This window comes from Acidovorax lacteus (assembly GCF_039540375.1).
Taxonomy (GTDB): Bacteria; Pseudomonadota; Gammaproteobacteria; order Burkholderiales; family Burkholderiaceae_C; genus Acidovorax_G; species Acidovorax_G lacteus.
In genome coordinates this window covers 71224-83394 of the sequence record NZ_BAABEX010000029.1, presented here as the reverse complement: position 1 = coordinate 83394, position 12171 = coordinate 71224, and the positions used below count along the sequence as shown (strand labels likewise).

The following is a 12171-nucleotide window of genomic DNA, read 5'->3' as shown; positions in this document are numbered from 1 at the left end:
CGCCCATGACCAAGAACAAGACCGTCGCCACCTGGCTGGCCTTTGTCGGCGGGCCGCTGGGCCTGCACCGTTTTTACCTGCACGGCATCGGCGACATGCTGGGCTGGGCGCTGCCGATTCCTACCGCGCTTGGGCTGTACGGCATCCAGCGCATGCAGCAATTCGGTCAAGACGACCAGTTGAGCTGGGTGCTGATCCCCTTCCTGGGGTTCACGATTGCCGGGTGTGCGCTGCAGGCGATCCTGTTCGGGCTGTCCACCAAAGAAAAGTGGAACGCGCGCTACAACCCCAGCCTGCCCGAGGACGCCCCCGCGGGCCGCACCCAGTGGCTGACGATCGGGGCCATGGTGGTGTCGCTGCTGCTGGGCACCGGCATTCTGATGGCCAGCCTGGCCTTCAGCTTCCAGCACTACTTCGAATACCAGATCGAGGAAGCACGCAAGATTTCGCAATGAAATCGGCCGCTTGTGCTGGCGAATCAAGCACGAGCAGCTACTAATTCGATAGCACTTGAAGCGGTGTAGCGGCAGACGCCTGCGGTGCACCACAGGCGTTGCAGCCACGCCAGTGCGACTCTGGCGCAGTGGTGCGGCCCGGCGCTGCCGCAACGCCACCAGTCGCCTGTCTGCCTGCGCAAGGCCAAGAGGCCCGACGGCCGACGTCTAACTCAGTACAGCTGCAGGCTCAGCCAGTACGCAATCGCTGCCACAAAGCCGCTGGCCGGAATGGTCAGCACCCAGGCCCAGACGATGTTGCCCGCCACGCCCCAGCGCACGGCGCTGGCGCGCTGTGTGGAGCCCACGCCCACGATGGCCCCCGTGATGGTGTGGGTGGTGGACACCGGAATGCCCAGCGTAGTGGCCAAGAACAGCGTGATCGCCCCACCAGTTTCGGCGCAGAAGCCGCCCACAGGCTTGAGCTTGGTGATCTTCTGGCCCATGGTCTTGACGATGCGCCAGCCGCCGAACATGGTGCCCAGGCCAATGGCCACGTAGCACGATACGATGGTCCAGGTGGGCGGTGCGGCGTCGCTGGCGGCGGTGTAGCCGGTGGCAATCAGCAGCAGCCAGATGATGCCGATGGTCTTCTGCGCGTCGTTGCCGCCATGGCCCAGGCTGTAGGCCCCGGCCGACACCAACTGCAGGCGGCGGAACCATTTGTCCACCTTGCCGGGGCGGCTGCGCCGGCAGATCCAGGCCACCGCCACCATCATCAACGAGCCCAGCAAGAAGCCCAGCAACGGCGACACGAAGATGAAGGCCACCGTCTTGAGAATGCCCTTGGAAATCAACGCCCCAACGCCCGCCTTGGCAATCACCGCGCCCACGATGCCGCCAATCAGCGCATGCGACGAGCTGCTCGGAATGCCGTAGTACCAGGTGATCACGTTCCAGGTGATCGCACCCACCAGCGCGCCGAACACCACGTGCGTGTCGACCACGCCGGGCTCTACGATGCCCTTGCCCACGGTGGCGGCCACCGACAGGTGAAAGACAAAGATCGCGATGAAGTTGAAGAAGGCGGCAAACAGCACCGCCTGCGCCGGCTTGAGCACGCCGGTCGAGACCACCGTTGCGATCGAGTTGGCCGCGTCGTGGAAGCCGTTCATGAAGTCGAACAGCAACGCCAGCGCCACGAGAAGAATCACCACCCAGAGGGCGGCCTGTGCGGTTTCCATGGAAAGGCCTCGGGCGTCAGGAGTTTTCGAGCACGATGCCTTCGATCGTGTTGGCCACGTCTTCGCACTTGTCGGTGATGGTCTCAAGCAGCTCGTAAATCGCCTTGAGCTTGATGACTTCGCGCACATCGGGCTCTTCGCGGAAGAGCTTGCTCATGGCGGCGCGCATCACACGGTCGGCGTCGCTTTCCAGACGGTCGATTTCCTCGCAGGTCTTGAGCGCAGCCTCGGCCGCCTCGGGGTCGGCGATCTTGTCGAGCAGCTTCACCGCATCGCGCAGGCGCTCGCAGCAGCGCACGCTCAGGTCCGTCAGGCGCGTGATCTCCTCGGTCATGTGCCGCACGTCGTACAGCGCCATGGTCTCGGCCGAATCCTGGATCAGGTCGGCCACGTCGTCCATGGTGTTGATCAGCGTGTGGATCTGCTCGCGGTCGATGGGCGTGATGAAGGTCTTGTGGATCGCCTTGTTGACCTCGTGCGTCACCCGGTCGGCAGCGCGTTCGGCGTTGTCCACGTCCTGGTTGTACTTGTCGCGCAGGTGCGGGTCGGCGTAGTTGGCCACCAGCTGCGAGAAGGCGCGCGCGGCCTCCACGATGCGGTCCGCATGCTGGTTGAACATCTCAAAAAAATTGCCCTCGCGGGGCAACAGCTTGCCAAACAGCATGCGCTCTCCTGGAATGCCTTGATCGCCTAACAACAAGAGGTTTCATGGCCGTGAAACCCCTATAACAAACAGGGAGTTTAACCGCCAGGGTGTGGCAGAGCGTGCGGCCGCTCTGGCGTGAACCGCAGCGCGGCGGGCCGGCCAAGCAGGCGGGCACACGCCCGGCCCCACAGGCCCGCCCCATCGCAGTGCGTGCCCCGACCCAAATCGCTCGCGGGATGGACGCTCAGGAGCGGAAGATGAAGTACACCGCGCCCACCAGGCACAGACCGGCCCACAGGTAGTCCCACTTGAGCGGCTGCCCCATGTAGAACACGGCAAAAGGCACGAACACGCCGAGCGTGATCACCTCCTGCAGGATTTTGAGCTGCGCCAGACTGAACTGCGTATAGCCAATGCGGTTGGCCGGCACCTGCAGCAGGTACTCAAACAGCGCGATGCCCCAGCTCACCAGCGCCGCCGTGTACCAGGGCGCCGTCGCCAGGTTTTTAAGGTGGCCGTACCAGGCAAAGGTCATGAACACGTTGCTGGCCAGCAGCAGCAACACGGTTTGCAGCGGCACAGGCAGGTTCTGCAGCAGGCTCATGGCATGGGGCTTTCTTTTGGGTCAAATCGGGGGCTTGTGCTTAAGAATCCAGCACGAGCAGCTATGCAAATGATAGCAACCGACAGCCCAGGGCGCTGCCCAGCACGGCGCGGCCCCGCAGCGCTCTGCCCCGGACCACAGCGCACCCTGCGCCCACCCGCACTGCGCTGGGGCCAAAAAAAAGCACTGCCGAAGCAGTGCTCTATCCCCGTGTGCCGCCGGTGCGCAGCCAAAGGCCACGCACCGTGGCGCAGGCTCACTCGCCCAGGTAAGCGGCGCGCACCTTGGGGTCGCTCAGCAAGTCCTTGCCCAAGCCGGTCATGGTGATCAGACCCGACTCCATCACATAGCCGCGGTCGGCAATGGCCAGCGCGCGGCTGGCGTTCTGCTCCACCAGCACGATGGTCACGCCGGTGGCGTACACGTCGCGCACCACTTCAAAGATCTTGTCCACCATGATGGGCGACAGGCCCATGGAGGGCTCGTCCAGCAGCAACACCTTGGGCTGGCTCATCAGCGCGCGACCCATGGCCAGCATCTGCTGTTCACCGCCCGACATGGTGCCCGCAAGCTGGTCCTTGCGCTCGCGCAGACGCGGGAAGATGGTGAACATCTTCTCGATGTCGGCCGCAATGCCCGCCTTGTCGCGGCGGGTGTAGGCGCCCATCTGCAGGTTTTCGGTGATGGTCATGCGCGCGAACACGCCACGGCCTTCCGGCACCATCACCAGGCCCTTCTTCACCAGGTCCCACGCGCCCTTGCCGCGGATGCTCTCGCCCATGTACTCGATGTCGCCATCGTTCATGGGCAGCGTGCCCGTGATGGCCTTCATCGTCGTCGTCTTGCCGGCACCGTTGGAGCCGATCAGCGAAACCAGCTCGCCCTCGCGCACCTCGAAGTCCACGCCCTTGACGGCCTGGATGCCGCCGTAGGCCACCTTCAGGCCCTTGACCTTCAGCAGCACTTTGTTGGATTTTTCGGCCATGCTCAATGTCCTCCGGTGCCCAGATAGGCCTCGATCACTTTTTCGTTCTTCTGCACTTCCGCGGGCGTTCCTTCGGCGATCTGCTTGCCGTAATCCAGCACCGTGACGCGGTCACACAGCCCCATCACGAGCTTCACGTCGTGCTCGATCAGCAGGATGGTGCGGTTGTCCTTGCGGATGCGGTCGATCAGCTCGCGCAGCTGCACCTTTTCGGTGGCATTCATGCCGGCAGCGGGCTCGTCGAGCGCAATCACCTGCGGGTCGGTGGCCAGTGCACGGGCGATTTCGAGGCGGCGCTGGTCGCCGTACGACAGCGTGCGCGCCTTGTAGTCGGCGTACTTGCCAATGCCCACGTAGTCGAGCAGCTCCTGCGCACGCTTGGCAATCGCAGCCTCTTCGGCCTTGAAGCCCTTGGTGCGGAATACCGCGCCCAGCAGGCCCGATTGCGTGCGGATATGGCGGCCCACCATCACGTTTTCCAGGGCGGTCATCTCGGCAAACAGCCGGATGTTCTGGAACGTGCGGGCGATGCCAGCCTTGGCCACTTCGTGCACGGCGGTGGGCTCGTAGGGCTTGCCCGCCAGCTCGAAGCTACCGCTGTCGGGCGTGTACAGCCCGGTGATCACGTTGAAGAACGTCGTCTTGCCCGCGCCGTTCGGGCCGATCAGGCCATAGACCTGGCCCCGGCGGATGGTGATGCCCACATCGGACAGCGCCTGCAGACCCCCAAAGCGCTTGGAGATCCCGGCAACTTTCAGCACCACGTCGTTGTTGTTCTCTGCCATGTTGTCGCTCTCGGTGGTGTTCAAGTCTTCTGCGTCAGGCTCTTGCCGTGCTCAGGCGTGGGCCACAGGCCACGCGGGCGCATCAGCATGATGACGATCATGGCCAGTGCGATCAGCAGCTGGCGCAGGATGGCGGAATCCAGGCGGCCATCGGTCATGGCCTGCAGCGGACCGGCCACATAGCGCAGCACTTCGGGCAGCGCAGCCAGCAGCACGGCCCCCAGGACCACGCCGGGGATGTGGCCGATACCGCCGAGCACCACCATGGCCACGATCATCACCGACTCCATCAGGCTGAAGGATTCGGGCGACACAAAGCCTTGGAACGCGCCGAACATGGCACCCGAGACGCCACCGAACGATGCGCCCATGCCGAAGGCCAGCAGCTTCATGTTGCGGGTGTTGATGCCCATGGCCTTGGCGGCAATCTCGTCTTCACGGATGGCCATCCAGGCGCGGCCGATGCGCGAATCCTGCAGGCGGTAGCAAATGATGATGCTCACCACCACCAACGAGAGGAACAGGTAGTAGTACAGGGTCACCGAGTTGAGCGTAAAGCCCATGACTTCCAGCGGACGGCCCAGGTTCAAACCGAAGATTTCCACGGAATCGATCTGGCCGATGCCCTTGGGGCCGTTGGTCAGGTTGACGGGGTGGTCCAGGTTGTTCAGGAAGATGCGGATGATTTCACCGAAGCCCAGTGTCACGATGGCGAGGTAGTCACCTCGCAACTTGAGCGTGGGTGCCCCGAGCAACGCCCCCGCCACCGCCGCGAGCAGCGCCGCCAACGGAATCACAATCCACAGCGGTGTATGCAGACCGTTGGGGAAGCTGGCGGCAAACCAGGCAAAGGTGTCCGACAGGTGCGGAGACGCCATCAGACCAAACATGTAGGCGCCCACGGCGTAGAACGCCACGTAGCCCAGGTCCAGCAGGCCGGCATAGCCCACCACGATGTTCAGGCCCAGGGCCAGCATCACATACAGCAAGGCCAGGTCGGCAATGCGCACCCAGGCGTTGCCGAAGGACTGCAGGATCAGCGGAAGCACCAGCAGCGCGATGGCGCCCAGGATCCACTGGATTTTGTTGTTCTTCATGAAAAGCTCCTCAGGCGCGGTCGGCCACACGTTCGCCCAGCAGGCCCGAAGGACGCAGCGTGAGCACGATGATCAGCACGATGAAGGCGAAGATGTCGGTGTAGTGGCTGCCCAGCAGGCCGCCCGTGAGCGTGCCGATGTAGCCGGAGCCAATGGCTTCGATCAGGCCCAGCAGAATGCCGCCGACCACGGCACCGGCGAGGTTGCCGATGCCGCCGAACACAGCCGCCGTGAAGGCCTTCAGGCCCGGCAGGAAGCCCATGGTGTGCTGGGCCGTGCCGTAGTTGGAGGCCCACATGATGCCGGCGATGGCGGCCAAAACGGCGCCGATGATGAAGGTGGCGGAAATCACCATGTCGGGCTTCACGCCCATGAGCGAGGCAACGCGCGGGTTCTCGGCCGTGGCGCGCATGGCGCGGCCCAGGTTGGTGTAGTTCACCAGATAGACCAGCGAAGCCAGGGACACCGCCGTCACGCCCAGAATCAGCACCTGCGTGGGCGTGATGAAGGCGCCGCCGATTTCAAACGGTGCGCTGGGCAGCAGCGTCGGATACGGCTTGTAGTTCGGCTTCCAGATGATCATCGCCAGCGTCTGCAGCAAGATGGACATGCCGATGGCAGTGATCAGGGGTGCCAGCCGCGGGCTGTTGCGCAGCGGCTTGTAGGCAATCTTTTCGATCGTGAAGTTCAGCGTGGCGGCCACCACGCAGGCAATCAACGTGGCCAGCAGGAGGATGACCCAACCAGGTGCCCCTGGCATGGCCCCTTGCATCATGCCGATGCAGCTCCAACTGGTGAGAGCGCCGATCATCAGCACTTCACCGTGGGCGAAGTTGATCAGTTGAATGATGCCGTACACCATGGTGTAGCCCAAGGCTATCAAGGCGTACATGCTGCCGAGAACCAGACCGTTGATGATCTGCTGCAGCAAGATGTCCATAAGAGAAGTCCTTCGTTTGTAACGCGCCCACCAGCAGGCACCGGGATCGGTGCAGCCTTGTGGGCCCGACTGCCATCTAGCAAAAAACCCGCCAGAAAACTGCTGTGCGGGTTTGCGTCACGGATTGTAGCGAGTCGCCTGAAATCGCCTTTGCCGCGTCTGGCGGGGTTTTCCCGAGGATTCGCGCTGCATCAGAGAGCCGCACATCGCATTAGGCCTTTTGATAGATGCAGGATTAATGCTTTGATTGCTTATTACCTGACACATGCAAAATCAGCATAACCCATTCCGTCGGCTCGATTGCAGCGCCCGGGGATCGCGGGGTTGCGACGCGTGCGGAGCCCTCCCCCCACCCCCGATGGACGCCGGGGCACGCCTCAGTCGTCTGCAGGCAAGCGGCCAGGGGCCTGCGCATCCAGCGTGCGCAGATGCGCCAGCTTGGCGCCGATCTTGAGCTCCAGCCCGCGCTCCACCGGCTGGTACCAGCCCGGCTCCTCCATGCCCTCGGGCAAATAGGTTTCTCCGGCGGCATAGGCCTCGGGCTCATCGTGCGCATAGCGGTAGGCGCGGCCATGGCCCAGCTCCTTCATGAGCTGTGTGGGGGCATTGCGCAGATGCACCGGGACCTCCCGGCTCTTGTCCTGCTTCACAAACGCCCGGGCCCGGTTGTAGGCGTTGTAGCCCGCGTTGCTCTTGGGCGCAGCAGCCAGGTAGAGCACCGCCTGCGCCAGCGCGAGTTCACCTTCAGGGCTGCCCAGGCGTTCATACGTCGTGGCAGCGTCGTTGGCCAACTGCAGGGCTCGCGGGTCGGCCAGGCCGATGTCCTCCCAGGCCATGCGTACGATGCGCCGGGCCAGGTAGCGCGGATCGGCCCCGCCGTCGAGCATGCGGCACAGCCAATACAGCGCCGCATCCGGATGCGAGCCGCGCACCGACTTGTGCAGGGCCGAAATCTGGTCGTAGAAATGGTCGCCCCCTTTGTCGAAGCGCCGGGCGTTGAGCGTGAGCGCATCGCGCATGAAGTCGCCATCGATCTGCGTACGCCCTGCGGCTTGCGCCGCATTGCGGCATTGCTCCAGCAGGTTGAGGAACCGGCGCGCATCGCCGTCGGCATAGCCCACCAGCGTGGCAACGGCGGCTTCGTCGAACTGCAGATCGCCCACCCCATGGGCACGCGCACGTTCGAGCAGCTGGCGCAGTTCGTCGTCGCTCAGCGGCTGCAGCACATACACCTGGGCGCGCGACATCAGCGCCGCGTTGACTTCGAAGGATGGGTTCTCCGTCGTCGCGCCGATGAAGGTGACCAGCCCGGACTCGGCGTACGGCAGCAGCGCATCCTGCTGCGACTTGTTGAATCGGTGGATCTCGTCCACAAACAACAGCGTGTGCCGCCCCCGCGCCAAGTTGTGCTGCGCCTGCTCCATGGCCGCGCGGATGTCCTTGACTCCCGAAAAAACGGCCGACAGCGCGATGAACTCGGCATCGAAGGCCTGGGCCGTGAGCCGCGCCAGCGTGGTCTTTCCCACACCCGGTGGGCCCCAAAAGATCATCGAATGTGGCTTGCGCGACTGGAAGGCCAGGCGCAGCGGTTTGCCCTCGCCCAGCAGGTGCGACTGGCCAATGACCTCGTCCAGGTGACGCGGCCGCAGTGCTTCGGCCAGGGGCGGCATGGGTTCTGTGAAGAAAAGGTCGGCCATCAGAAGATTCCAGGTCGGACACCGCACACCGCGCGGGCCATGAAGGGCTGTCGAGGCCCGAAACACACCGAAACGAGTGGACAACAAGCCGCCGCGGTGGCTGGCCATCGCTGGAGAAATCGTGGGCCCGACGCGCGCAAGTCGCCTGCCCGACAGACACCCCCCGGCAAGCCCCTGCTATCGTGCGATGCTTCTTGAAACCGGGAGTATCACCATGAGTCTAGCGGCGCACATCGTCATCGGCCTGATCGGCCTGCTGCACATCTACATCCTCGTGCTGGAGATGTTCCTGTGGGACAAACCAGCCGGTCGCAAGGCGTTCGGCCTCACGCCTGAGTTTGCCGCGGCCACCCGCACGCTGGCAGCCAACCAGGGCTTGTACAACGGTTTTCTGGCGGCGGGGCTGCTGTGGGGCGTGTGGCTGGGCGATGCAGGCCGTGCGGTGCAAGTGTTCTTTCTGCTATGCGTGCTGGTGGCCGGTCTGTACGGTGCGGCGACCGCCAGCCGCAAGATCCTGTTCATCCAGGCGGTGCCGGCCAGCATCGGCCTGGCTCTGGTGGCGCTGGCCTGAGGGGCCACGCGTTCATTGCTTGAGAACGTCGGCCCCGGCCGGCGGCCGGAACTGGAAGGTCGAGGCCGGCAGCGACGCTTGCACCTGCATGGCCTGAAAGCGCAGCACCGAACGCTGGCCGAAGCCGTCCACGATGTCGAGTACGGCTAGGCGGTCGCCCGCAAAGCCCACACGCACGCTGCGCAGTTGCCCGTCGCGCGCCTTGGGCGTGGCCAGCACCCATTGAAGGCCATCCTGGTCGGGCGCGTTCTCCAGCGTGAAGTCGGCACGCAGGGCCGACAAATCGGCCGCCGACGCAAGCAGCGCCGCGGGCGTGCTGCCCAGCGCCTGCGCCTGGGTGCGCTGGGTGACCTGGTTCAGATCGGGGTCGTGCAGCCACAGCGTTTGCCCGTCGGCCACGATGGTCTGCTCAAAGGGCTTGCGGTAGCTGAACTTGAAGCGCCCGGGACGCTGGAACTCGAACACGCCGCTGGACTGGCGGGTGCGCTCAGCCTGGCCCTCACGCGCGGGCGAGGTCACGACCTGCGTGAACTCGGCCCGCCCCGCCTGCGCGCCCTTCATGAAAGATTCCAGGCTTTTCAGGCCGTCCGCCCAGGCAGAACAAGCACAACCAGCTATTAAAAACGTAGCAATCCAGTGTTTCATCATCAAGCCTTGCAGCGGTTGGAGCCGGGCGCAGGGCGCGCCGCGGCCAGGGGCCGCGGGCCGTGTCATTCGGGCCGAGCGGGCACCAGTACTTCGCGCTGGCCGCTGGTGGTGAGCGCGCTCACCAGGCCGGCTTTTTCCATGTCTTCCAGCAGCCGCGCCGAGCGGTTGTAGCCAATGCGCAGCTTGCGCTGCACATACGAGATGCTGGCCTTGCGGTCCTTGAGCACCACTTCCACGGCCTGGTCGTACATCGGGTCTTTCTCGCCACCCCCTTCGCCGCCACCCAGGCCGTCCATGGACAGATCGCCGTCGCCGTCCACAGTTCCGCCTTCGAGCACGCCCTCGATGTAGTCGGGCTCGCCCTGGCTCTTGAGGTAACTGACGACGCGGTGCACCTCGTCATCGCTGACAAACGCACCGTGCACGCGGATCGGCAACCCGGTGCCACTGGCCATGTAGAGCATGTCGCCCATACCCAGCAGCGCTTCGGCCCCCATCTGGTCGAGGATGGTGCGGCTGTCGATCTTGCTGCTGACCTGGAACGCAATGCGCGTCGGAATGTTGGCCTTGATCAGGCCGGTGATCACGTCCACGCTGGGCCGCTGCGTGGCCAGAATCAGGTGAATACCGGCTGCACGCGCCTTTTGCGCCAGGCGCGCGATCAGTTCCTCGATCTTCTTGCCCACGACCATCATCAGGTCGGCCAACTCGTCGATCACCACCACGATGTGGGGCAGGCGCTCCAGCGGCTCGGGCGATTCGGGCGTGAGACTGAACGGGTTGTAGACGAATTCGCCGCGGCCTTTGGCCTCGTCGATCTTGGCGTTGAAGCCCGCAAGATTGCGCACGCCCATCTTGCTCATGAGCTTGTAGCGCCGCTCCATCTCGGCTACGCACCAGTTCAGGCCGTGCGCCGCCTGTTTCATGTCCGTGACCACCGGAGCCAACAAGTGAGGAATGCCTTCGTACACCGACATTTCCAGCATCTTGGGGTCGATCATCAAGAGCCGCACGTCGCGCGCCTCGGCCTTGTAGAGCAGCGACAGGATCATCGCGTTGATGCCCACCGACTTGCCCGACCCCGTGGTGCCGGCCACCAGCACATGCGGCATCTTGGCCAGATCGGCCACGACCGGATTGCCCACGATGTCCTTGCCCAGGCCCATGGTCAACAGGCTCTTGGCCTCGTGGTAGACCTGCGAGCCCAGGATTTCCGAGAGCTTGATGGTCTGCCGCTTGGCATTGGGCAACTCCAGCGCCATGTAGTTCTTGCCCGGAATGGTCTCCACCACGCGAATGGACACCAGCGACAGCGAACGTGCCAGGTCCTTGGCCAGGTTCACGACCTGCGAGCCCTTGACGCCTGTGGCGGGCTCGATCTCGTAGCGCGTGATCACCGGGCCCGGCATGGCCGCCACCACGCGCACTTCCACGCCAAAGTCCTTGAGCTTCTTCTCGATCAAGCGGCTGGTCATCTCCAGCGTCTCGGGCGAGACGGTTTCCTGGCGCTGCAGTGCGCCGTCGAGTAGATCCACCTGCGGTAGCTTGCTGTCGGGCAATTCGGTGAACAAGGGCTTCTGGCGCTCCTTCACCACACGCGCGCTCTGTGGAACCTCGGGCTTGGCCGGCTCGATGATCTGAACCGGCTGCGGTGGATGCTCTTCGGTTTCGACGCGCTCCTCCTGCAGCACCACCTCGCGCTCGCGGGCGGCGCGGCGACCCGCCGCTACATCCTTGGCGGCCTCGCGCTGCGCGCGGCGGGACTGCACCAGCCCGTCAATGCGCGCTCCCAGCGACTCCGCCACACGGCCCCAGGAGAAACGGAACACCCAGCCAGCGCCCAGCACCAGCAGCACAATGCCCAACAGCCCCGAGCCCGTAAAGCCCAGCCACTGCATGGCCAGAGGCCCCAGCAGGTAGCCCAGCACGCCGCCCGCATGGCCAGGCAGGGCCGACTCAAAGCGGTACAGACGCGACCATTCGAGCATGGTGCTGGCCACCAGCAACAGCGCAAGTCCCAGCCAGAAGATCAGTCGCGGAGGCACCCGGGAGGGCGCGGCAGCGACCGGGACCGCCTCCCCTCCACCCAGCCAGCGCGCCAGCGACGCCAGCCAGGCCCGGACTGCCGCCGCCACACACCACCAGACCGAAAAGCCCAGCCCGAAATAGCTCACATCGGCCAGCCAGGCCCCCACCCGCCCGGCCCAGTTGGCCGCGCGCATGCGGTCTACCGCGCCCGAGGTGGACCAGGCGGGGTCTTGCAGTGAATGGCTGAGCAGGGCCAGCAGCCAGAACAACAGCGCCACGAGCCCAAGGACAAGGCCGATTTCGTAGCCTATTCGTGTGACAGTGAGCCGATTGCTAGGCTTGGGAGAGTCTGACCCCTGGAGGGTGTGGAGGGAATAGCTCATAAATGCACACGCAAGCTTAACGCAACCCATTCTGGTGCTGGGACTGCACTCACGCCACGTCATCCAGGCCGTGCTCGACGAGATAATCGGGTGCGCCACGAAGCAACTT

Annotated in this window: 12 protein-coding genes; 2 read left to right on the top strand and 10 right to left on the bottom strand. The window is 64.5% G+C overall.

Annotation, left to right across the window (positions count from 1 at the left end; all coding sequences use genetic code 11):
• The first annotated feature begins 5 nt into the window (after window positions 1-5).
• Window positions 6-455 (top strand): NINE protein, encoded by a 450-nt coding sequence (locus ABD866_RS13240; RefSeq protein WP_345065941.1) that lies wholly within the window; start codon window positions 6-8, stop codon window positions 453-455.
• A 212-nt stretch (window positions 456-667) separates the two neighbouring features.
• Here ABD866_RS13240 and ABD866_RS13235 read toward each other — a convergent pair whose 3' ends face one another.
• The 8 genes from ABD866_RS13235 to ABD866_RS13200 form a co-directional block, all read right to left on the bottom strand.
• Entirely contained in the window at window positions 668-1678 is a 1011-nt protein-coding gene (locus ABD866_RS13235; RefSeq protein ID WP_345065939.1) for an inorganic phosphate transporter, read from the bottom strand.
• A gap of 16 nt (window positions 1679-1694) precedes the next feature.
• Window positions 1695-2342 (bottom strand): DUF47 domain-containing protein, encoded by a 648-nt coding sequence (locus ABD866_RS13230; RefSeq protein WP_345065937.1) that lies wholly within the window; start codon window positions 2340-2342, stop codon window positions 1695-1697.
• 226 nt (window positions 2343-2568) lie between these two features.
• Window positions 2569-2928 (bottom strand): DMT family protein, encoded by a 360-nt coding sequence (locus ABD866_RS13225; RefSeq protein ID WP_345065935.1) that lies wholly within the window; start codon window positions 2926-2928, stop codon window positions 2569-2571.
• 256 nt (window positions 2929-3184) lie between these two features.
• A complete protein-coding gene (locus ABD866_RS13220) occupies window positions 3185-3913 on the bottom strand; it encodes an ABC transporter ATP-binding protein (RefSeq protein WP_345065933.1) in 729 nt (242 codons plus the stop codon).
• Between the two features lie 2 nt (window positions 3914-3915).
• On the bottom strand, window positions 3916-4698 hold the full coding sequence (locus ABD866_RS13215; RefSeq protein ID WP_345066841.1) for an ABC transporter ATP-binding protein: 783 nt from the start codon (window positions 4696-4698) through the stop codon (window positions 3916-3918).
• A gap of 20 nt (window positions 4699-4718) precedes the next feature.
• Window positions 4719-5795 (bottom strand): ABC transporter permease subunit, encoded by a 1077-nt coding sequence (locus ABD866_RS13210; protein ID WP_345065931.1) that lies wholly within the window; start codon window positions 5793-5795, stop codon window positions 4719-4721.
• Window positions 5796-5805: 10 nt separating this feature from the next.
• The gene (locus ABD866_RS13205; protein WP_345065928.1) at window positions 5806-6735 is read right to left on the bottom strand and encodes a branched-chain amino acid ABC transporter permease; all 930 of its coding nucleotides are present in this window, start codon (window positions 6733-6735) and stop codon (window positions 5806-5808) included.
• A 377-nt stretch (window positions 6736-7112) separates the two neighbouring features.
• Window positions 7113-8432 carry a replication-associated recombination protein A gene (locus tag ABD866_RS13200; protein ID WP_345065926.1) on the bottom strand — a complete coding sequence of 440 codons (1320 nt, stop codon included), beginning with the start codon at window positions 8430-8432 and terminating at the stop codon, window positions 7113-7115.
• Window positions 8433-8646: 214 nt separating this feature from the next.
• Between ABD866_RS13200 and ABD866_RS13195 the strand changes: the two genes are divergently transcribed.
• On the top strand, window positions 8647-9003 hold the full coding sequence (locus ABD866_RS13195) for a DUF1304 domain-containing protein (protein WP_345065924.1): 357 nt from the start codon (window positions 8647-8649) through the stop codon (window positions 9001-9003).
• Window positions 9004-9015: 12 nt separating this feature from the next.
• Here ABD866_RS13195 and lolA read toward each other — a convergent pair whose 3' ends face one another.
• Both lolA and ABD866_RS13185 read right to left on the bottom strand, forming a co-directional pair.
• Window positions 9016-9648 carry an outer membrane lipoprotein periplasmic chaperone LolA gene (gene lolA / locus ABD866_RS13190; protein WP_425549593.1) on the bottom strand — a complete coding sequence of 211 codons (633 nt, stop codon included), beginning with the start codon at window positions 9646-9648 and terminating at the stop codon, window positions 9016-9018.
• A 65-nt stretch (window positions 9649-9713) separates the two neighbouring features.
• Window positions 9714-12062 (bottom strand): DNA translocase FtsK, encoded by a 2349-nt coding sequence (locus ABD866_RS13185; RefSeq protein WP_345065920.1) that lies wholly within the window; start codon window positions 12060-12062, stop codon window positions 9714-9716.
• Window positions 12063-12171 lie beyond the last annotated feature (109 nt).